Origin of the sequence: Aliirhizobium smilacinae (genome assembly GCF_006335145.1) — a bacterium.
GTDB classification, from domain to species: Bacteria; Pseudomonadota; Alphaproteobacteria; order Rhizobiales; family Rhizobiaceae; genus Neorhizobium; species Neorhizobium smilacinae.
In genome coordinates this window covers 292,422-311,709 of the sequence record NZ_VDMN01000004.1, presented here as the reverse complement: position 1 = coordinate 311,709, position 19,288 = coordinate 292,422, and the positions used below count along the sequence as shown (strand labels likewise).

Below are 19,288 nucleotides of genomic sequence, written 5' to 3'. Positions count from 1 at the left end.
ATGGCTGGTGGATCGCATCGTCGCGCTGCTGCAAGTGTTGCAGGTGCGGATGATCGCCGCGTGCTGCCGCGCCCGCTGCGTCGCGCCGTGCGTTTTGCCGTCAGCCTCGCGACCGGCAGGATCGATATTCCGCAGCACGTCGGCACGCTGTCGACCTTCGCATTCTTTGCGGCTGTGGGCTTTTATGGCATGTCGCTGGGCGGTCATGGCCACGACGTTGCGCAGTCCACGACCGCGGCCGTCGGTTTTGCGATCGAAGACGTGCGCGTTTCCGGTAACGATCAGACCTCGGAAATCGATATCCTTCAGCTTATCGGTCTGGATGGTACGACGTCGCTGGTCGCGCTGGATGTCGATGCTGCACGGCGCAAGCTGTCTGAATTGCCCTGGGTCGAATATGCCGAGGTGCGCAAGGTCTATCCGCGCACGATCGAAGTCATGCTCAAGGAGCGCAAGGCATTCGCCATCTGGCAGCATGGTTCTGAGCTTTCGCTGATCGAAAAGAACGGTTCTGTCATTGCGCCGCTGAAGGACAACAAGTTTGCTTCCCTGCCGCTTTTCGTCGGTCGCGATGCGGAAATTGCCGCGGCTTCTTTCGCGCAGGAAATGGACAAGTGGCCGGAAATCACGAGTCGGGTACGCGCTTATGTGAGGGTTTCGAGCCGCCGCTGGGACCTGCATCTCGACAACGGTATCGTTCTCAAGCTTCCGGAAGAGCGTATTCCTGCCGCCTTGGCATTGCTCGCCAAGCTGGAGAAGCAGCAGGGCGTGCTTGAGCGGGATATCGCTGCTGTCGATCTGCGCCTCGGAGACCGTACGACCATACAATTGACTTCGGCCGCTGCGGAGCGCCGCGAGCAGGCGCTCGATACCCGTACCAAGGCCCTGAAAAAAGCTGGAGAGAAATCGTGAGTATGTTCGGTTCCTCTCAGTTCGGCACACCGCGGATGAAGCCCCTGTCGTCCAAGCGCAGCCATGTCGTTTCGGTCCTCGATATTGGGTCGACCAAGGTCGTCTGCATGATTGCACGGCTGACGCCGCGCCAGGAAAGCCAGATCCTTCCCGGTCGCACCCATCACATCGAGATCATCGGCATCGGTCATCAGCGTTCGCGCGGCGTGAAGTCCGGCGTCATCGCCGATCTCGATGCCGCCGAAAGCGTTGTCCGTCTCGCGGTCGATGCGGCCGAGCGTATGGCAGGCCTCACTGTCGACAGTCTCATCGTCAACGTTTCCGCGGGCCGCCTTGCAAGTGACGTCTACACCGCAACCATCGATCTCGGTGGCCAGGAAGTCGAGAGTTCCGATCTTCGCAAGGTGCTCATAGCCGCCAGCCACCAGTCGCAGCGCCAGGACCGGGCAATTCTGCACTCGTTGCCAACGGGATTCTCGCTCGATGGCGAACGCGGCATCCGCGATCCGTTGGCGATGTATGGTGACGAGCTTGGCGTGGACATGCATTTCGTGACGGCCGAGCGAGTTACGCTCAAGAATCTCGAGCTTTGCATCAATCGCGCGCATCTTTCGGTCGAAGGCATGGTTGCCACGCCATATGCCAGCGGTCTTGCCGCCCTGGTCGACGATGAAGTTGAACTCGGCTGTGCAGCAATCGACATGGGTGGCGGCACGACGACGATCTCGGTCTTCTGCGAAGGCAAGCTCGTTCATACGGATGCGATCGGCCTTGGCGGCCATCATGTCACGACAGATCTGGCGCGAGGGCTATCGACTCGGATAGAGGATGCCGAGCGCATGAAAGTTGTACATGGTTCGGCACTCGCCAATGGAGGCGATGAACGCGACGTGATCTCTGTCCCGCCAATCGGCGAAGATGATCGCGACCAGCCGACCCAGGTACCGCGCTCGCTGGTCACCCGTATCGTCAACGCTCGTATCGAAGAGACGCTGGAGTTGATTCGCGACCGTATCCAGAGGTCTGGCTTCAGCCCGATTGTCGGTAAACGCGTCGTTCTGACGGGTGGCGCCAGCCAGCTGACCGGATTGCCGGAAACGGCACGGCGCATCCTTGCCCGAAATGTACGGATCGGCCGCCCGATGGGTGTGTCCGGATTGCCGGCGGCCGCTAAGGGGCCGGCATTTTCCACGGCGGTCGGACTGATCATCTATCCGCAGGTGGCGGACATGGAAACACATGCCTCGCAGGGTGGCTTGATCGCCTCGTTCGGCAATGGAAATGGCAGACTGGCCCGGATGGGGCAGTGGCTTAAAGAGAGTTTTTGACAGGGAGACAGCCCTCCCTTTCGAAGTGAACTGAAAAATTGGTCAGCTCGGCAACGCGGCCAGAAGCAGAAGGAAAAGGTACAATGACGATCAAGCTCGCAAAGCCTGATATTACCGAGCTGAAGCCTCGGATCACCGTGTTCGGCGTGGGCGGTGGCGGCGGCAATGCTGTCAACAACATGATCACAGCCGGGCTCGAAGGCGTCGATTTCGTCGTTGCCAATACCGATGCCCAGGCGCTGACCATGACCAAGGCCGAGCGCATCATCCAGATGGGCGTGCAGGTTACCGAAGGTCTCGGCGCCGGTTCGCAGCCGGAAGTCGGTCGTGCGGCCGCCGAAGAATGCCTCGACGAGATCATCGATCATCTCAACGGTACCCACATGTGCTTCGTCACCGCCGGCATGGGTGGTGGTACGGGTACCGGTGCTGCTCCGGTGGTTGCACAGGCCGCTCGCAACAAGGGCATCCTGACCGTCGGCGTCGTCACCAAGCCGTTCCACTTCGAAGGTGGACGCCGCATGCGTCTGGCCGAACAGGGCATCCAGGAACTGCAGAAGTCGGTCGACACCCTGATCGTCATTCCGAACCAGAACCTGTTCCGCATCGCCAACGACAAGACGACCTTCGCCGATGCCTTCGCAATGGCCGACCAGGTTCTCTACTCGGGCGTCGCCTGCATCACCGACCTGATGGTCAAGGAAGGCCTGATCAACCTCGACTTCGCTGACGTTCGCTCGGTGATGCGCGAGATGGGCCGCGCCATGATGGGTACCGGTGAAGCTTCCGGTTCGGGCCGCGCATTGCAGGCTGCTGAAGCTGCAATCGCAAACCCGCTGCTCGATGAGACCTCGATGAAGGGCGCTCAGGGCCTGCTGATCTCCATCACCGGCGGTCGCGACCTGACGCTGTTCGAAGTCGACGAAGCTGCGACCCGTATTCGCGAAGAAGTCGATCCGGATGCCAACATCATCCTTGGTGCGACCTTCGACGAAGCGCTTGAAGGCCTCATCCGCGTTTCCGTCGTTGCAACCGGAATCGATCGCGCTCATGGCGATATCGACCTGCGTGCAGCTGAAATGCGCGCCGCGCAGAAGCCGATTATCCGTCCTTCAGCGGCCGTTGCTCCGGCTCCGGCCGCGCAGCAGCCTGTCATGATGCAGGCACCCCAGGCACAGAAGGTTGCCGATCCTATCGCCGAGACCATCCGCCAGGCGGAAGCCGAAATGGAACAGGTTCTCGCCATTCCGATGCCTGCCGCTCCGGCACCGCAGCAGGAAGAGTTCCGTCCGCAGAGCCGTATCTTCGCAGCTCCTCCGGCCGAAGCTCCGGCACCGGTCATGACACGTCCGGTACAGCCGGCTCCTCAGCCCGCACCGGTCTATCATCAGCCGGCGCCTGCTCCGGTCATGAGCCAGCCCGCTCCGCGGATGGCTCAGCCGGTTCAGCATCAGCCCCTTCATCGCGAGCCCGTGATGGAGCCGGTTCGCATGCCGAAGGTGGAAGATTTTCCGCCGGTGGTGAAGGCTGAGATGGAACACCGTGCACAGCCGGCGAGCCATGTTCAGGAAGAGCGCGGTCCGATGGGCCTGCTGAAGCGGATCACCAACTCTCTCGGTCGCCGCGAAGAAGAAGAGCATGTCCAGTCGGACATGACGGCTTCCGCTCCGGTACCGCAGCAGCGTCGCCCGCTTTCTGCTGAAGCCAGCCTCTATGCCCCGCGCCGCGGCAGCCTTGACGACCACGGACGTGCTGCTCCCCAGTCTCATCACGAGGACGACCAGCTCGAAATCCCGGCCTTCCTGCGCCGCCAGTCGAACTGAGTTAACGGCGTATAACAAAGTTGAAGAGGCCCGGGTGATCGCATCCGGGCCTCTTGCTGTTGGATATCTCGGCCCGGAAAATGAGCCTTTCCATTCAATTACTTGGATACTGCAGAACGGAGGCTGGCAAAGGATGTTTCGGCTGTTAGAAAACCGTAACAATCCGAAACGAACAGTGATTTGGAAAGAGCTTTGAGCATGCGTATTTAGGACACTGACAGAGTTGGAACATCGATCTTTCGTTTCAACAATATGCGAATACGCCCCCGCTGATCATGGGTGCGGCGGAATAAGAAGGCTTACGTTAATGACAATTGGATTGCTCGGATTTCAGGCAACGATTGCTGCTCCGGTTACGTTGAGCGGCATCGGTGTTCATTCTGGAGCGCCGGTAATGATTACCTTCCAGCCGGCGGAAGCCGGTACGGGTATTGTTTTCAGCCGTAATCTCGAAGATGGGACCTCGGTCGAATATCGCGCCGTTTCATCGCAGGTCGGCCCGACCGATCTCTGCACGATACTCGGCGTATCCCCGGCGAAGTGGGTTGCGACGATCGAGCATGTCATGGCTGCGCTTTATGCGATGGGCATCGATAACATCGTCGTCGAAGTCGATGGCGCAGAAATGCCGATCATGGACGGCAGCTCCTATCCTTTCATCGAAGCGATCGAACAGGTCGGCACGGTCAATCTCGGGATCAAGCGTCGCTACATTCGCGTCGTCAAGCCGGTGAGAATCGAATCGGGTGCATCCTGGTCGGAGTTCCGGCCCTATGACGGAACCCGATTCGAGGTCGAAATCGACTTCCCGTCTTCGCTGATCGGCCGTCAGAGCTGGAAGGGCGACCTGACGGCGGCGACGTTCAAGTCCGAGCTTTCGCGCGCCCGCACATTCGGCTTCATGCGGGACGTCGAGCGTCTCTGGGCTGCTGGTTATGCACTTGGATCCTCGCTGGAAAACTCGGTCGTCATTTCCGATGACGACACGGTCGTGAACATCGAAGGCCTGCGTTATGCCAAGGACGAGTTCGTTCGCCACAAGACGCTGGATGCCGTTGGCGATCTGGCCATTGCCGGTGCGCAGTTCATCGGTTGCTACCGCTCCTATCGCGGCGGACACAAGATGAATGCGAATGCGCTGAAGGCCCTGCTGAGCGACCCGACTGCCTATGAGGTGGTCGAGGCTCCGTCGTCGGTCGGAGCCCGCGTTCGTGCCGGTGAGTTCGTTCCGGTCAGCGTGACGGAATGCGCTCCCTGGTTCGCCTAAAATTTGTAATCTCCGTCAGACTGGCCGTTCCGCAAGGAACGGCCTTTTTCTTTTCATAAAAGGCACTTGCAGGCAGGGCTCGCCACAAAAATGCATTAATGCCGACCCATTGCGTTGCCCTGACCATGCTTTTATGGCTAGTACGCCGCTGGGCACGAGTGGTTTCACGCGGGGACGATCAGGGACTGTCGGATGGCTGATGGAAAGTCTGTAGAAATGCGTAGCTTTACGAGGATCGGCTTCCTGGCGATCGCACTTATCGGGACCGGTGTTGGTTTGGCTGCTTGCCAGTCCGACAAGGACATCGACATCACGAAGCTTGGCTTCGAGGCGGAGTCTCCCGAGGTCCTGTATAATCAGGGTCTGGCCAATATGAAGGCCGGCAACATGGCCGAAGCTGGGCGCAAGTTCGACGCCATCGACAAGCAGAACCCGTTCACAGAATGGGGCCGCAAGGCGCTTGTGATGAGCACGTTCGTCAAGCAGCGCATGGGCCGTAACGACGATGCGATATCTGTCGGTAATCGTTATCTCAAGCAATATCCGAAATCTCAGGATTCGGCCTATGTCCAGTATCTTGTTGGTTTGAGCTATTCGAAGCAGATTTCCGACGTGACGCAGGACCAGAAGGCTGCGGCAAACACGATTGCGGCAATGAGCATCGTCGTCAAAGACTATCCGGATTCGGAATATGTCGAGGATGCCCAGGCGAAGATCCGATTCGCACGCGACCAGCTCGCCGGCAAGGAAATGCAGATCGGCCGCTATTATCTCGAGCGTAAGGAATATCTTGCCGCGATCCAGCGTTTCCGTAACGTTGTCGAAACCTATCCCAACACCAATCAGGTGGAAGAGGCCTTGGCGCGTCTGACCGAGACCTACTACGCGATGGGTATCGTGGAGGAGGCTCAGACAGCGGCAGCGGTACTCGGCCGCAACTATCCTGATAGCCAGTGGTACGCCGATTCCTATAAGCTGCTTCAGTCGGGCGGCGTGCAGCCGCGCGAAAACAGGGGCTCCTGGATCTCGCGCGCCGGTGCAAAGCTCATCGGCGCCTGACGCGCCAGAGGTCATTAACGAGGCCACATGCTGATCCAGTTGTCGATCCGCGATATCGTTCTGATCGAGCGGCTCGATCTCGGCTTTGAGGCCGGGCTCTCCGTGTTGACGGGCGAGACCGGCGCCGGCAAATCCATTCTGCTCGACAGTCTCTCGCTGGCACTCGGCGGCCGCGGTGACGGCGGCCTTGTTCGACACGGCGAAGACAAGGGGCAGGTGACTGCCGTTTTCGACGTACCCGGACAGCACGCGGCTCGAAAACTTCTCAAGGAAAACGGCATCGATGATGACGGCGACCTGATCTTCCGTCGTATCCAGTCGGCAGACGGTCGTACACGCGCTTCGATCAATGATCAGCCGGTCAGCGTGCAGTTGATGCGGCAGGTGGGGCAGGTGCTTGTGGAGATCCACGGGCAGCATGACGACCGGGCCCTGATCGATACCAATGCACACCGGATGCTGCTCGACGCTTTCGCCCAGCTGTCCGAAGAGGTCCAGCAGGTGGGCGGTCTCTACCGCACTTTGCGGGATGCGGAACGCGCCTTCAAGGCGCATCGCGCCAAGGTGGAGGCTGCGGCCCGCGAAGCTGACTATATTCGCGCGTCGGTCGAGGAGCTGGAGGCTCTTTCACCGCGTGATGGCGAAGAGGATGAGCTCGCCGAACAGCGTTCGAAGATGCAGAAGTCCGAGCGAATTGCTGGCGACATTTCGGAGGCTTCCGAATTCCTCAATGGCAATGCATCGCCCGTGCCGCTGATCGGTTCGATGGTGCGCCGTCTGGAACGCAAGAGCCATGAGGCTCCCGGTCTGCTGGAAGAGACTGTCGAGCTTCTGGATCAGGCACTCAACTATCTCTCCAATGCGCAGATGGAGGTCGAGGCGGCGCTAAGGCGTACCGAATTCGATCCACGCGAACTGGAGCGTGTCGAGGAGCGTCTGTTTGCATTGCGTGCGGCGGGCCGCAAATATTCCGTTGCTGTGGTCGATCTGCCGGCGCTTGCCGAAAAGATGGTTGCGGATCTGGCCGATCTCGATGCCGGCGAGGAAAAACTCGATCAGCTGGAAAAGATCGCTGCCGCCGCCAAAACCGAATTCGATCTTGCGGCTGCGGCTCTTTCGGAGAAGCGCAAGACGGGTGCCGAAGCGCTCGCTGCCGCCGTGATGGCGGAACTGCCGGCGTTGAAGCTGGAGCGCGCACGCTTCATGGTCGAAGTAACCGCCGATCCGGAGGCTGCTGCTGCCGAGGGGATCGACTTGGTCGAATTCCATGTCCAGACCAACCCGGGTACGCGCCCAGGCCCGATCATGAAGGTCGCTTCCGGTGGCGAACTTTCGCGGTTCCTGCTGGCGCTGAAGGTGGCGCTTGCCGACCGTGGTTCCGCTCCGACACTGGTGTTCGACGAAATCGATACCGGTGTGGGTGGGGCGGTCGCGGATGCGATCGGTCAGCGACTGAAACGGCTGTCGTCGACCGTGCAGGTTCTGTCCGTCACGCATGCGCCGCAGGTGGCCGCCCGCGCCGCTACGCATCTTCTGATCTCGAAGGGACCGGCAAGTGACGGATCCGAGAAGATCGCAACCCGCGTCGCCACCATGGCACCGGAACACCGTGCCGAAGAGATTGCCCGCATGCTGTCGGGTGCGTCGGTGACGGACGAAGCGAGGGCCGCCGCGGCAGCTCTTCTTTCCGGTAATCGCTGAAGCCGAATTTCAGGGATAAGGTCCGGTTACTCGGCTGCCTGAAGTTTTCCCGTTTTTCCCGCCATGCGACTGATGACTTCGTCCTTCCACACGAAGCGATGAACCAATGCCATGCCAATATGGCCGGCGATCATCGCAAGCAGCGTCCAGGCGAATATTCCGTGGAGAAGGTTGGCCGGTGTCACCATCCATCCGATGTCTTCAGCTCCGCGCGGCACGATCTCGACGCCAAAAAGCGCAAGCCCCCATTCGGAACCGAAAGCGCGTAGGAAAGCGACAGCCGGAATGAACAGCATCAGGACATAGAGGCCGATATGGCCAAGCCGAGCGGCAGTACCCAGCGGACCGCTTTCATGCTTCGGCCGGTTCCCGAGATTGTAGAAGCCCCAGAGCGCGCGCAACGCCGCGAGCAGCAGTATGACTGCTCCGATTTCACCATGGGTGCTGTTCAGCATGTCGGTGAGAGCAGAGCGGCCGATGAGCCGATTGATGACGATGCCCGAGAATTGCCAAAGCAGGATTACGGCCATGCTCCAGTGGAAGATGCGGGTGACAAGACCGTAGCGCAGTCCGGTGTCCTGCCAGCCATGCGCCATTTTCGTTATCTCCCTGCCTGTTTTCTATCTGAACCTGAATGTCGGAATCAGGTATTACGGTTCGGCATGGCGTGGCGTCCAGTCGCTGGACCTACACATCCTCGTCTGTTTCCCCAACATGTTCGTGATTTTTAGGGCGCGCTGCATTTTCAGCTTCTTCCAATCCATGATGATTGCACTAGAAAAGCGGTGAAGATGGAGATTCCCGCATGGCCGCCGACCAGACCCCGATCGAGACATTGACCGAACAGACGGCCGCGGCCGAACTGGAACGGCTCGCGAAGGAGCTGGCCCATCATGACGAACTCTATCATGCCAAGGATGCGCCGGAGATTTCCGACGGGGAATATGACGCACTCAAGCGCCGCAATGCCGCTATAGAGGAGCATTTTCCGCAGCTGATCCGCTCGGACAGCCCGTCGATCACCGTCGGTGCGGCGCCGCTGGCGACTTTCTCGCCGATCACTCATGCACGACCCATGCTGTCGCTCGACAATACGTTTTCGGACGAGGATGTTCGCGATTTCGTCAGTTCGGTCTATCGATTCCTAGGACAGTTGCCAGACAACTCTATCGCGTTTACCGCCGAACCGAAAATCGATGGCCTGTCCATGTCGATCCGCTACGAGGACGGGGTTCTCGTTAACGCTGCGACCCGTGGCGACGGTACGACGGGCGAAAACGTCACCGCCAATGTGAAGACGATTAGGGAAATCCCTAACCGCCTGCCGAAAGGCGCTCCCACGATCGTCGAGGTGCGCGGCGAGGTCTATATGGCCAAGAGCGATTTTCTGGCGCTCAACGCCGAGATGGAGGCGCAGGGCAAGCAGCTTTACGTCAATCCGCGCAATACCGCTGCCGGCTCGCTACGGCAGCTCGACGCCAAGGTGACGGAAAGCCGCAAGCTGAAATTCTTCGCCTATGCCTGGGGCGAGATTTCCGAACCGAACGACCTGCCCAAGACCCAGTACGAAATGGTGCAGACCTTCAAGGACTGGGGTTTCCCGGTCAATCCGCTGATGAAGCGGCTGAATTCGGTCGATGATATCCTGGCACATTATCACGAGATAGGCCTTGCCCGCCCGGACCTCGACTACGACATCGATGGCGTCGTCTACAAGGTCGACCGGCTCGACCTGCAGGCGCGTCTCGGTTTCCGCTCCCGTTCGCCGCGCTGGGCGACGGCACACAAGTTTCCGGCAGAGCAGGCTTTCACCACAGTCGAAAATATCGATATTCAGGTCGGCCGCACGGGTGCACTGACTCCGGTTGCCCGCCTGACGCCAATCACCGTCGGCGGTGTCGTCGTCACCAATGCGACGCTGCATAATGCCGATTATATCGAGGGTATCGGCAATTCCGGCGAGCGTATCCGCGAGGAAGAACATGATATCCGTACCGGCGATACGGTCATCGTGCAGCGGGCAGGGGATGTCATTCCGCAGGTGCTGGACGTGGTGATGGAAAAACGTCCAGCCGATGCGAAGAAATACGAATTTCCGGCCAAATGCCCAGTCTGCGGCAGCCATGCGGTTCGGGAAAAGAACGAAAAGACAGGCAAGCTCGATTCCGTTACCCGTTGCACGGGCGGTTTCGTCTGCCGGGCACAGGCAACCGAGCACCTGAAGCATTTCGTCTCGCGTAACGCCTATGACATCGAAGGGTTTGGGACAAAGCAGGTCGATTTCTTCTTTGAGAGCGAAGATCCCACGCTGCAGATCCGCACTGCGCCCGACATTTTTACGCTGAAGGCGCGGCAGGAAACTTCGCCGTTGATGAAGCTCGAAAATATCGAGGGGTTCGGCAAGGTCAGCGTCAAGAAGCTGTTCGATGCCATCGACGAGCGTCGCTCGATCGCGCTCAACCGCTTCATTTACGCGCTTGGCATCCGCCATGTCGGCGAAACCACGGCAAAGCTGCTTGCGCGCCACTACTGCACTTACGAAGCTTTCGACAACGCGATGAAGGAGGCCGCGTCACTGAGCGGTGATGCCTGGCAGCATCTCAACAATATCGAGGGGATCGGCGAGATCGTCGCCCGCGCCATCGTCGAATTCTTCAAGGAGCCGCGCAATCTCAAGGTGATCGACGACCTGCTTCGGGAAGTGACGCCGCAGGAGGCCGAGCAGGTCGCTGCATCCAACAGCTCCGTGGCCGGCAAGACGGTGGTTTTCACCGGTTCGCTTGAACGGTTCACCCGCGACGAAGCCAAGGCGCGCGCCGAAGGTCTTGGGGCTAAGGTGGCAGGTTCGGTGTCGAAAAAGACCGATTATGTCGTCGCCGGCCCCGGCGCCGGGTCCAAGCTCGACAAGGCTCGGGAACTCGGCGTCGAGGTGATGACGGAGGACGAGTGGCTGGCCTTTATCGGCGGCTGATCGCATCTGTAGTTTTCGGTAAAGCGAATTTTATTTTCCAATCATATTGGAATTTGCACCTGTGTCCTCTGCCGGCCCGGTAGAGAGCGGCAATTTTTTGTCACGAAATGATAGGAAAATTCCCATGAGGATTTTGCGTGTTGTCGCCATTGCGGCTTTGGCGCTGGCGTTTGCCGGCCCAGGCCTTGCACAGCAGGTCGATGGCAAAACCGTGCAGCAGCGTAACAAGGACGTAGTTCTCGATTTCTACGAGAAGGCGCTGAACCAGAAGGATTTTGATGCTGCGTCGGTCTATCTTGGCACCTATACCCAGCACAATCCAAACGCAGCCGATGGCCCGGAAGGCTTGAAGGGATTTCTGGCTTTCCTGAAAGAGAAATTTCCTCAATCGCATAGCGAAATCAAACAGGTCTTTACCGACGGCGACTATGTGATCCTGCACGTGCATGCCGTTCGTGAACCGAATACGCGCGGCAATGCCATTGTCGATATCTTTCGGCTGAAGGACGGCAAGATCGAGGAGCATTGGGATGCCGTTCAGCCGATCCCGGAAAAGTCGGCGAATTCGAACACCATGTTCTGATGTTTTACTTCCGCCGGTGGTGACGCATGTTCTGCATGGCCTGCGGCGGAAGCCTGTCTTCGATCATGTCTTCAGCCGCGCCATCGTATAGGCATCGACATAGGTTCCGTCTCGAAAGGCGAACTCCCGTAGATGGCCTTCGGTCACAAAGCCGTTTTTCTCGTACAGACGGATTGCGGGGTCGTTATCCACATAGACCGTCAGTTCTATACGGCGCAGGTTGAACCAGTTGTCGGCAAGCGCAAGGATCTCTCCGATCAGCGCACGACCAATCCCTTTGCCGATATAGGCGTCGTTTACTCCCATGCCGATACTGCCCACATGGACGCGGCGATTGGCAAGCCGCGTCAATCCCGCATCGCCGACGACCCTGCCGTCGATAAGTGCGATCAACCCGGTCGTGTTTGCCGGCTGACTTTCAATGCTCTTGCGAATTTCATCCGGCGTGTGGTGCGGGGTGCGCAACGTGCCATATCTGTAGCCTGGAAGATTGTGCAACATAACGATGTCTTCGGCGTCCGCTGGTCGCCGTGCGCGGATAACGAGGCCGTCGGGCCATGCAGCATCTCTTGCCAGTGGTGGGGGATTTTCCAGTTCGTTCATGTCGCTCTCTTGGTTTTGCCGAAGCAGAGCGGAACGATGCCGACCCTGCCATCATTCGGCAGGGTGGTGGACGGATGACCGGCTAACGCGCCAAACCCGCCACGCGCCCTGCAGGGCGAATGGTCATGGTCACATGGGTAAGGGCGATAGAGCTGGTCATAGGTTGAATTGGGCCACGAAAAGCAGGCAGCGTCAAGCCGCGCGAGGCGGCCGGCTTTGCCGAATCATCTCTTGAGGCGTAGAAGCCCGGTGGACGAACAACCGGAAGTCAGCCTTGAAGACCATCGCCATCGATTTCGAAACCGCCAACGAACAACGCGGAAGTGCGTGTTCGGTCGGACTTGCATGGATCGAGAATGGCAAGGTTGTTCGCGTCGAGGAACGTTTGATCCGGCCGAAGGACATGCGTTTTTCGTCTTTCAACATCGCGATCCATGGCATTCGCCCTGAGCAGGTCGAGGATGCCGGTGAATTTCCCGAGGTGATGGACGAGTTCGCCGACGATTTCGCCGGGGCGACGATGATTGCGCATAATGCTGCTTTCGATTTCAGCGTCTGGCGCGCTTGTCTCGATCAGTACCGCCAATCCTATCCCGAGCTTTCCTATCTATGCAGTGTCAAGATGGCGCAGAAGGTCTGGCCGCATCTGATCTCGCACAAGCTCAATATTCTGGCGCAACATCTCGGTCTGAATTTTTTGCATCATAATGCTGCCGAGGATGCTGCCGTCTGTGCGGAGGCTTCGATCGCGATCGCGCGTGCGCTGAACCTGCCTGAAATCCGCGATATCCCGGTGGCGATCGGGATGAAGGCCGGCCGTCTGTTTTCCGGCGGCTACGACGCATGTACTTTGCGTAAGCAGTCTATGATTGCGATTGGCCGTTAACGGCCCCGATAAGCCTTGCAAGCGGTGGGTTGCACCTTATCTCTGATCACGGATCGTTGACCGGAGATTTGCCCTATGCCCCGCCTGAGCCGCCGCGTTGTTTCGCTTGTCTCTGCCGTTACCATTCTGACCGGCCTTGCAGCCGCACCTGCGATCGCGGAAGTGGTCGGCAAGGTGGGGGTCGACTGGATCGGCAATGACATTATTGTCGAGGCCGTGCCGGACCCTCAGGTCAAGGGCGTCACTTGCCACGTCACCTATTTCGATCGAAGCGTTATCGATCGCCTGAGAAACGGCAACTGGTTCGAAGACCCTTCCAACAATTCCATTGCCTGCCGCCAGACCGGACCGATCGAGATTGGCGATATCGAGTTGGACAAGGGCGGCGAAGAGGTGTTTCGGCAGGGCAGGTCGCTGATCTGGAAAGACCTTCTGGTCAAGCGCATCTACGACAAGACCAATGATACGCTGATCTATCTCGCCCATTCCCGTCAGGTTGTGGAAGGCTCTGCCAAGATGGCGATTTCCACGGTGCCGCTTTACGGCCAGCAGGTGACGTGGACGAAGGGTAAGCCGGCGCCTTAAACGCCGCTTGACTATGCGCATGAAAAAGCCGAGCTCCTCATGAGCCCGGCTTTTCTGTCACAGAAGCGGTGATGTTAGCGAATGTAGACTGTCTTGCCGCCATTGGCTGCCGTTTCGATCGCCACGACGTTTTGGAGCTCGACATTCTGCTCCTTGAGTGCGCTCTGCAGTGCCGGGTCGGATGATACCTGGGCCTGAGCGGCCTGGATCACGTCAGGAGTGGGGTTCGAAATGGTCTGGGGCAGTCTGCTGCCGTTATCTGCGCTCGGGTCGTTGGTGACGTTGACCACGGTCACGTCCATGGCAGAGGGAGCGGGTGCCGTCACACCTGTATCCTGGGCATAGGCGCCAGCAAAAGTGGAAGCGGAAAGCAGTGCTGCGAGTGCAATAGCTTTTTTCATCGAAATTCTCCTTGTCGTCGTTTTCTTTCACGCGACGAAATAACGTTATAGGGAGCGTTTTTTCGTTGCATCGTGTCTGAGTTGACAGGGACTAAACCGCCTATCGTCCAAGAAGGTTTCATAAAAAAATCTTTATTTTGCAATGGCTTATTGTTCCATCACATATGCGTGCGACACGGTTTGGTGAGGATCGCGCTTCGGCAAACGAAAACGCCCGGCGTGAGGTCACACCGGGCGTCTTGGAGTTTCTCAAACGTTGTCGGCGCTCAGGCGGCTTCGCGCGAAAGTTCGTCGGCGATGACCGTGTCGAGGTTGAGGAAGCAGACCATCGTCTTTTCCAGCGCCACGATACCGCGGCAGAAATCGCGCTGCGCCTCGGGAATGATTTCCGGTGCCGGCTGCAGGTCTTCGCTCTTGATGGTCATCATGTCGGAAACCTGTTCGACCAGAAGGCCGACGAGCTTGCCGCGGATATCCGTGACGATGATGGCAGAGCGCTCGGACGGTTCAGTCATCTTCATGCCGAGACGGCATGCCATGTCGATGACCGGGATAACCGCGCCGCGCAGGTTGATAAGGCCGAGGACGTAAGGCGGGGTATGCGGCATCGGTGTGACCGGTGCCCAGCCGCGGATTTCGCGGATCGCCATGATGTCGATGCAGAACTCCTGGTCTCCGAGATGGAACGAGACGATCTCGAGATAGGCGCCGGACTGCTTTATCGCATTGCTCATATCAGAACTCTTCCGTTTGGCTGAGAGGCCCGGATAACAACAGGGGCTTCAGGAATCATGTTGGTATGATCTTTGCCGCGCAGAAGTGAAAAACCGGTGAATCCTTTGCAAAATCCGGATTGTTTTCGGGCTGCGGCATAGGGCAGCAAGTAATCTGTTCAGGCAGATCCGATTCGTATAGAACACGGACATGCAACCAAGTCCCGTCCATCCCTTCGTTCTGCCTGCCGCGCTCTTTTTCGGGCTGGCGGCGCTTGTCCTGTCGGTGGTCGCATTTGCAGGCTGGATCAAATACGGCTCTTCCATTCTGCTTTCAGCGGGAGAGACGGCTTTGTCATGGTGCTTTTGATCTCGTGGCCCGAAGGTTTCGGTACGGGATGTTGAATTGCGCCGGCGATCCGTTGCGTTTATCCCTGCGACGTTGTTTTCCTGAATAAGAGACTGACCATGAAAAGCCTTCGGATAGCCTTGTGGATCGCCGTCTTTGCTCTCGCGGGCGTCCTCGTGTGGTTGACCCTGGAGGTAACCCGGCAAAAACAGGATCTGACAGAAGGTCCGTTCGGCGTGCCGTTCCGCCTGGTTGCACAGGATGGTCAGGCGATCACGGAGCAGGCCTTCCGGGAAAAACCCACCGCCCTGTTCTTCGGCTTTACCCATTGCCCTGAGGTCTGCCCGACAACCTTGTTCGAGCTGAATGGCTGGATGCACAAGGTTGACCCCGACGGTACAAAGCTGAACGGTTATTTCGTCAGCGTCGATCCGGAGCGTGACACGCCGGAATTGCTGGGCCTCTACATTTCCAACGTCACCGATCGCATCAAGGGCATTTCGGGACCGCCAACCGATGTTCTTGCGATGATCAAGGGCTACAAGGTTTACGCGAAAAAGGTGCCGGTGGACGAATCTGATCCCAACGGCGACTATACAATGGACCACACAGCATCAGTTTTTCTCCTCGATAAAAGTGGTCGGTTCGCGGGCACGATCGCCTATGGCGAAAACCCCGAGGCTGCCGAAAAGAAACTCGCCAATCTGATCAAGGGCTGATTGATAGCCGTTGAGTGCGTTCCCGGTTGAATGGCGCCCGGCTTCTGTGGCAATGGTCTGCGCAACAATCAGCTGAGAGAGAAGACCGTGAGTGAGATCCGCCTCTATGTGACAGTCACCGAAGTAACGGCGGGCGAAGTTCTCGACCTTCTGTCGGATGTCTTCGGCGAAGAAGACCTCGCGATCGCCACCACCGAGGTGGATGAAAAGCGCGATATATGGGAAGCCTCGGTCTATATGTTGGCCGACGATGAAGCGGCGATCCGTGAGCGGATCGCTGCGGCGCTCGCAGAGCCATTCCCTGACCTCGCAATTGCTCGCGAAATCATTCCCGATGTCGACTGGATCGCAAAATCGCTGGAGGGGCTGAAGCCGGTTCGCGCCGGGCGCTTCATCGTCCATGGCTCGCATGACCGCGACAAGGTTCGCGAGAACGACATCGCTATCGAAATCGATGCCGGTCAGGCTTTCGGCACGGGGCATCACGGCACGACAGCTGGTTGCCTAGAGGTAATCGACAAGGTCCTGCGCGCCAGACCGATCAAAAATGCGCTTGATCTGGGGACGGGTAGCGGCGTGCTTGCTATTGCTGTGCGAAAAGTCAGAAAGATCCCGGTTCTGGCCACAGATATCGATCCCATCGCCGTGCGGGTTGCGCGGGAAAATGTCAGGCGCAATGGTATCGCCAACGGCATACGGGTGGAAACTGCACCGGGGTTTCACTCTCCGGCCTTCCGCGAAGACGGGCCGTTCGATCTGATCATCGCCAACATCCTTGCTCGTCCGCTGATGAAGATGGCGCCGGAGCTTGAACATCATCTGGCACCCGGCGGATCGGTGATCCTGTCCGGAATTCTGGCCACTCAGCGCTGGAAGGTCATCGCCGCCTATAACGGCGCGGGTATGCGGCATCTTTCCACGATCTGGAGAAACGGCTGGGTTACGATGCATTTCACCAATCGGTGAAGCTGCTATTCAGCATTGCACTGTGTGCATGACATCAATACGTAATTTTCCGAAAATCAAAAGGCGGCGCTTTCGCGCCGCCTTTGCAGGCTTTTCAGCCTGACTGCCTGCGAGCACGAGGGAGGATCTGCTCAAGCCGGCGTTTATTCTGTCGGATCAGGTCCGCTCCTTGTGATCGGCAGATCAGAAGGTGCAGGGCTTGGCACCCTTGCGGCGAAGCTCTTCGCGGCTGGTGCCGAGGTTTTTCAGCGTCTCGTTATCGAGGCTCAAGAGTGCGCCGTTGGCATAACGGGAAGCCTGCTTTTCACGGGCCTGGACCATACGGTTCATCGCATTGCGGAAAATGGAGTTGGCCATCGATTTCATCCTTCGGTCTGATGTTTCACTCAGTATGGAGAGAATATATGCGCCATCGAGTTGCACAGTGAGTAGGCTTCGCTCATTGGTGACATGTGATTATCGCATGGCTTGGCGGATGACTGCTTGAATATGCGGCAGACAAACATCCCGTGCCGGGCTGGCGACATCTCGGTCAGATCGCCTAATATCGATGACAAGCGGAATCACATCAGCGGAATGGCAGTCATGTTTCAGTCCTTCGACAATAAATCTTCTCCTCAGTACGGCGGTGAGCGTGTTGCGTCGCTTCGAGCACGTTTCGCCGACCTGAATATCGACGGTTTTCTCGTTCCACGCGCCGACGAGTATCAAAGCGAATATGTTCCGGAGTCGGCCGAGCGTTTGTCATGGCTCACCGGGTTTACCGGCTCGGCCGGAATGGCACTTGTCACGCAGACTGAGGCCGTTGTTTTTGTCGATGGTCGGTATGTCACGCAGGTTGCCGAACAGGTGGATGGTGCCGTTTTCACTGCCGGCGATCTGGTCAACGAGCCGCCGCACCTCTGGCTTCGATCGCATGCTCTGAAGGGTTTTCGCCTCGGTATCGATCCCTGGCTGCATGGTGGCTCTGAGGTAAGGAAACTGGAGAAGGCTCTGGAGGAGATCGGTGGATCGCTCGTGCTTCTTTCCGAAAATCCTCTCGATACCGCATGGGTTGATCGTCCGACCGAGCCGCTTGGCGCCGTTGCCGTCCAGCAGGATGTGCATGCCGGAAAGCCCGCGGCAGATAAGATAGCTGAGATCGCCGCCGGCCTTGAAGCAAAGGATATTGCGGTAGCGCTGATCGCCGATCCGTCTTCGGTTGCATGGATATTCAATATTCGCGGCGCCGACGTGGCGCACACGCCGCATCCGCTTTCACGCGCGCTGATCAGCGCGGATGGCAAGGCGGAATTGTTTATCGACGAGCGCAAGCTCGGCACTGAGGCTCGCGCTCACCTTCAGCCGCTCGCGATCGTTCAGGAACCTTCTTCGCTGATCGACCGGATCGGCAGTTATGCCGCCGATGGTGGTCGCATTCTCGCCGATCCTGAGCTGACGGCGCTTGCGCTGATCTATGCCATAGAGAGGGCGGGCGGCGTGGTGGTGGAGGGCACCGATCCTGCACGCCTGCCGCGCGCCATCAAGAATGCTGTGGAGCTCAAGGGCTCAGCCGATGCACATGTGCAGGATGGGGTCGCCATGGTCGAGTTCCTCTATTGGCTCGATCAGGCCAAGCCGGGCTCAATCACCGAAATCCAGGCGGTGGAAGCGCTCGAAGCAGCGCGTGCGCGTGTCGGTCAGAACCTGCAGAACCCGTTGCGCGATGTTTCGTTCGACAGCATTGCCGGTGCCGGTGAGCATGCCGCCATCATGCATTATCGCGTCACCCGTCAAAGCGACCGCAAAATCGAAGCCGGGGAACTGTTCCTGATCGATTCAGGCGCGCAATATATCAACGGCACCACCGATATTACCCGTACGGTGGCGGTCGGCGAGGTCCCGGAAGATCGCAAACGCTTCTTCACGCTGGTGCTGAAAGGCATGATTGCCATCAGCACGGCGCGTTTCCCCAAAGGCACGCGCGGCTGCGATCTCGATCCGCTGGCACGTATCGCATTGTGGAAGGCCGGCGGCGATTTCGCCCATGGCACCGGCCATGGCGTCGGCTCCTATCTTTCGGTGCATGAAGGTCCGCAGCGCATTTCTCGGCTGGCGACGCAGGAGCTGTTGCCCGGCATGATCCTGTCGAACGAGCCGGGTTATTATCGCCCCGGTCATTACGGCATCCGTATCGAGAACCTGATCTTCGTTCGCGAGGCCGAGGAAATTGCCGGCGGCGATATGATGATGCGCTCATTCGAGACGCTGACCTGGTGCCCGATCGATCGCCGCCTCGTCGTCTCTGCGTTGCTGACGTCTGAAGAACTGGACTGGTTGAATGCCTATCACGTCACTGTGCGTGACAAGCTGGTGCCGCTGATCACGGACAGCGCGGTACAGGCATGGCTTGAAACAGCGACCGCACCGATCACGGCCTGAT

The 19,288-nt window shown here is 58.5% G+C and carries 19 protein-coding genes; 14 read left to right on the top strand and 5 right to left on the bottom strand.

What is annotated here, in order from left to right; translation table 11 throughout:
* The 6 genes from FHP24_RS19420 (at position 1) to recN (ending at position 8,090) form a co-directional block, all read left to right on the top strand.
* Positions 1 to 912, top strand: a complete 912-nt coding sequence (locus tag FHP24_RS19420) for a cell division protein FtsQ/DivIB (RefSeq protein ID WP_139677989.1) — start codon at positions 1 to 3, stop codon at positions 910 to 912.
* Entirely contained in the window at positions 909 to 2,240 is a 1,332-nt protein-coding gene (gene ftsA / locus FHP24_RS19415; RefSeq protein WP_139677879.1) for a cell division protein FtsA, read from the top strand. Before FHP24_RS19420 ends, ftsA begins: the two co-directional genes overlap by 4 nt.
* Positions 2,241 to 2,323: 83 nt before the next feature.
* On the top strand, positions 2,324 to 4,063 hold the full coding sequence (gene ftsZ / locus FHP24_RS19410; RefSeq protein WP_139677878.1) for a cell division protein FtsZ: 1,740 nt from the start codon (positions 2,324 to 2,326) through the stop codon (positions 4,061 to 4,063).
* 307 nt (positions 4,064 to 4,370) lie between these two features.
* On the top strand, positions 4,371 to 5,330 hold the full coding sequence (gene lpxC / locus FHP24_RS19405) for a UDP-3-O-acyl-N-acetylglucosamine deacetylase (protein ID WP_139677877.1): 960 nt from the start codon (positions 4,371 to 4,373) through the stop codon (positions 5,328 to 5,330).
* 216 nt (positions 5,331 to 5,546) lie between these two features.
* Complete coding sequence (locus FHP24_RS19400) at positions 5,547 to 6,389, top strand: outer membrane protein assembly factor BamD (protein WP_139677876.1); 843 nt, start codon at positions 5,547 to 5,549, stop codon at positions 6,387 to 6,389.
* Positions 6,390 to 6,416: 27 nt separating this feature from the next.
* Complete coding sequence (gene recN / locus FHP24_RS19395) at positions 6,417 to 8,090, top strand: DNA repair protein RecN (protein WP_139677875.1); 1,674 nt, start codon at positions 6,417 to 6,419, stop codon at positions 8,088 to 8,090.
* Positions 8,091 to 8,116: 26 nt separating this feature from the next.
* Here recN and FHP24_RS19390 read toward each other — a convergent pair whose 3' ends face one another.
* Positions 8,117 to 8,686 (bottom strand): cytochrome b, encoded by a 570-nt coding sequence (locus FHP24_RS19390; RefSeq protein WP_139677874.1) that lies wholly within the window; start codon positions 8,684 to 8,686, stop codon positions 8,117 to 8,119.
* A gap of 209 nt (positions 8,687 to 8,895) precedes the next feature.
* Between FHP24_RS19390 and ligA the strand changes: the two genes are divergently transcribed.
* Positions 8,896 to 11,061: an NAD-dependent DNA ligase LigA gene (ligA, locus tag FHP24_RS19385; protein ID WP_139677873.1), complete on the top strand. Its 2,166-nt coding sequence runs from the start codon at positions 8,896 to 8,898 to the stop codon at positions 11,059 to 11,061.
* Between the two features lie 124 nt (positions 11,062 to 11,185).
* The gene (locus FHP24_RS19380; protein ID WP_139677872.1) at positions 11,186 to 11,644 is read left to right on the top strand and encodes a nuclear transport factor 2 family protein; all 459 of its coding nucleotides are present in this window, start codon (positions 11,186 to 11,188) and stop codon (positions 11,642 to 11,644) included.
* Between the two features lie 63 nt (positions 11,645 to 11,707).
* Here the strand turns inward: FHP24_RS19380 and FHP24_RS19375 are convergent, their stop codons facing one another.
* A complete protein-coding gene (locus FHP24_RS19375; protein ID WP_139677871.1) occupies positions 11,708 to 12,247 on the bottom strand; it encodes a GNAT family N-acetyltransferase in 540 nt (179 codons plus the stop codon).
* Positions 12,248 to 12,521: 274 nt separating this feature from the next.
* Between FHP24_RS19375 and FHP24_RS19370 the strand changes: the two genes are divergently transcribed.
* The gene (locus FHP24_RS19370) at positions 12,522 to 13,133 is read left to right on the top strand and encodes a 3'-5' exonuclease (RefSeq protein WP_139677870.1); all 612 of its coding nucleotides are present in this window, start codon (positions 12,522 to 12,524) and stop codon (positions 13,131 to 13,133) included.
* 75 nt (positions 13,134 to 13,208) lie between these two features.
* Positions 13,209 to 13,718: a CreA family protein gene (locus tag FHP24_RS19365; protein ID WP_180356057.1), complete on the top strand. Its 510-nt coding sequence runs from the start codon at positions 13,209 to 13,211 to the stop codon at positions 13,716 to 13,718.
* 74 nt (positions 13,719 to 13,792) lie between these two features.
* On the opposite strand, the gene FHP24_RS19360 is transcribed toward FHP24_RS19365, so the two are convergent.
* Entirely contained in the window at positions 13,793 to 14,119 is a 327-nt protein-coding gene (locus FHP24_RS19360) for a hypothetical protein (RefSeq protein WP_139677869.1), read from the bottom strand.
* Positions 14,120 to 14,385: 266 nt separating this feature from the next.
* On the bottom strand, positions 14,386 to 14,853 hold the full coding sequence (locus tag FHP24_RS19355; RefSeq protein ID WP_112457808.1) for a chemotaxis protein CheW: 468 nt from the start codon (positions 14,851 to 14,853) through the stop codon (positions 14,386 to 14,388).
* Between the two features lie 190 nt (positions 14,854 to 15,043).
* Between FHP24_RS19355 and FHP24_RS28790 the strand changes: the two genes are divergently transcribed.
* From FHP24_RS28790 to FHP24_RS19345, 3 genes are all read left to right on the top strand, one after another.
* Entirely contained in the window at positions 15,044 to 15,202 is a 159-nt protein-coding gene (locus FHP24_RS28790) for a hypothetical protein (protein ID WP_180356056.1), read from the top strand.
* Positions 15,203 to 15,300: 98 nt separating this feature from the next.
* Positions 15,301 to 15,900, top strand: a complete 600-nt coding sequence (locus FHP24_RS19350; protein ID WP_139677868.1) for an SCO family protein — start codon at positions 15,301 to 15,303, stop codon at positions 15,898 to 15,900.
* 87 nt (positions 15,901 to 15,987) lie between these two features.
* The gene (locus FHP24_RS19345) at positions 15,988 to 16,866 is read left to right on the top strand and encodes a 50S ribosomal protein L11 methyltransferase (RefSeq protein ID WP_139677867.1); all 879 of its coding nucleotides are present in this window, start codon (positions 15,988 to 15,990) and stop codon (positions 16,864 to 16,866) included.
* Positions 16,867 to 17,049: 183 nt separating this feature from the next.
* Here FHP24_RS19345 and FHP24_RS28785 read toward each other — a convergent pair whose 3' ends face one another.
* Entirely contained in the window at positions 17,050 to 17,223 is a 174-nt protein-coding gene (locus FHP24_RS28785; protein ID WP_180356055.1) for a hypothetical protein, read from the bottom strand.
* A gap of 228 nt (positions 17,224 to 17,451) precedes the next feature.
* On the opposite strand from FHP24_RS28785, the gene FHP24_RS19340 reads away from it, so the two are divergent.
* A complete protein-coding gene (locus FHP24_RS19340; protein ID WP_139677866.1) occupies positions 17,452 to 19,287 on the top strand; it encodes an aminopeptidase P family protein in 1,836 nt (611 codons plus the stop codon).
* Position 19,288 lies beyond the last annotated feature (1 nt).

Excerpts from the sequence above, each read along its gene's own strand:
- FHP24_RS19420 (WP_139677989.1), top strand. The coding sequence starts at position 1 with ATGGCTGGTGGATCGCATCGTCGCGCTGCTGCAAGTGTTGCAGGTGCG.
- ftsZ (WP_139677878.1), top strand. The coding sequence starts at position 2,324 with ATGACGATCAAGCTCGCAAAGCCTGATATTACCGAGCTGAAGCCTCGG.
- lpxC (WP_139677877.1), top strand. The coding sequence starts at position 4,371 with ATGACAATTGGATTGCTCGGATTTCAGGCAACGATTGCTGCTCCGGTT.
- FHP24_RS19400 (WP_139677876.1), top strand. The coding sequence starts at position 5,547 with ATGCGTAGCTTTACGAGGATCGGCTTCCTGGCGATCGCACTTATCGGG.
- recN (WP_139677875.1), top strand. The coding sequence starts at position 6,417 with ATGCTGATCCAGTTGTCGATCCGCGATATCGTTCTGATCGAGCGGCTC.
- FHP24_RS19390 (WP_139677874.1), bottom strand. The coding sequence starts at position 8,686 with ATGGCGCATGGCTGGCAGGACACCGGACTGCGCTACGGTCTTGTCACC.
- ligA (WP_139677873.1), top strand. The coding sequence starts at position 8,896 with ATGGCCGCCGACCAGACCCCGATCGAGACATTGACCGAACAGACGGCC.
- FHP24_RS19380 (WP_139677872.1), top strand. The coding sequence starts at position 11,186 with ATGAGGATTTTGCGTGTTGTCGCCATTGCGGCTTTGGCGCTGGCGTTT.
- FHP24_RS19375 (WP_139677871.1), bottom strand. The coding sequence starts at position 12,247 with ATGAACGAACTGGAAAATCCCCCACCACTGGCAAGAGATGCTGCATGG.
- FHP24_RS19365 (WP_180356057.1), top strand. The coding sequence starts at position 13,209 with ATGCCCCGCCTGAGCCGCCGCGTTGTTTCGCTTGTCTCTGCCGTTACC.
- FHP24_RS19360 (WP_139677869.1), bottom strand. The coding sequence starts at position 14,119 with ATGAAAAAAGCTATTGCACTCGCAGCACTGCTTTCCGCTTCCACTTTT.
- FHP24_RS19355 (WP_112457808.1), bottom strand. The coding sequence starts at position 14,853 with ATGAGCAATGCGATAAAGCAGTCCGGCGCCTATCTCGAGATCGTCTCG.
- FHP24_RS28790 (WP_180356056.1), top strand. The coding sequence starts at position 15,044 with ATGCAACCAAGTCCCGTCCATCCCTTCGTTCTGCCTGCCGCGCTCTTT.
- FHP24_RS19350 (WP_139677868.1), top strand. The coding sequence starts at position 15,301 with ATGAAAAGCCTTCGGATAGCCTTGTGGATCGCCGTCTTTGCTCTCGCG.
- FHP24_RS28785 (WP_180356055.1), bottom strand. The coding sequence starts at position 17,223 with ATGGCCAACTCCATTTTCCGCAATGCGATGAACCGTATGGTCCAGGCC.
- FHP24_RS19340 (WP_139677866.1), top strand. The coding sequence starts at position 17,452 with ATGTTTCAGTCCTTCGACAATAAATCTTCTCCTCAGTACGGCGGTGAG.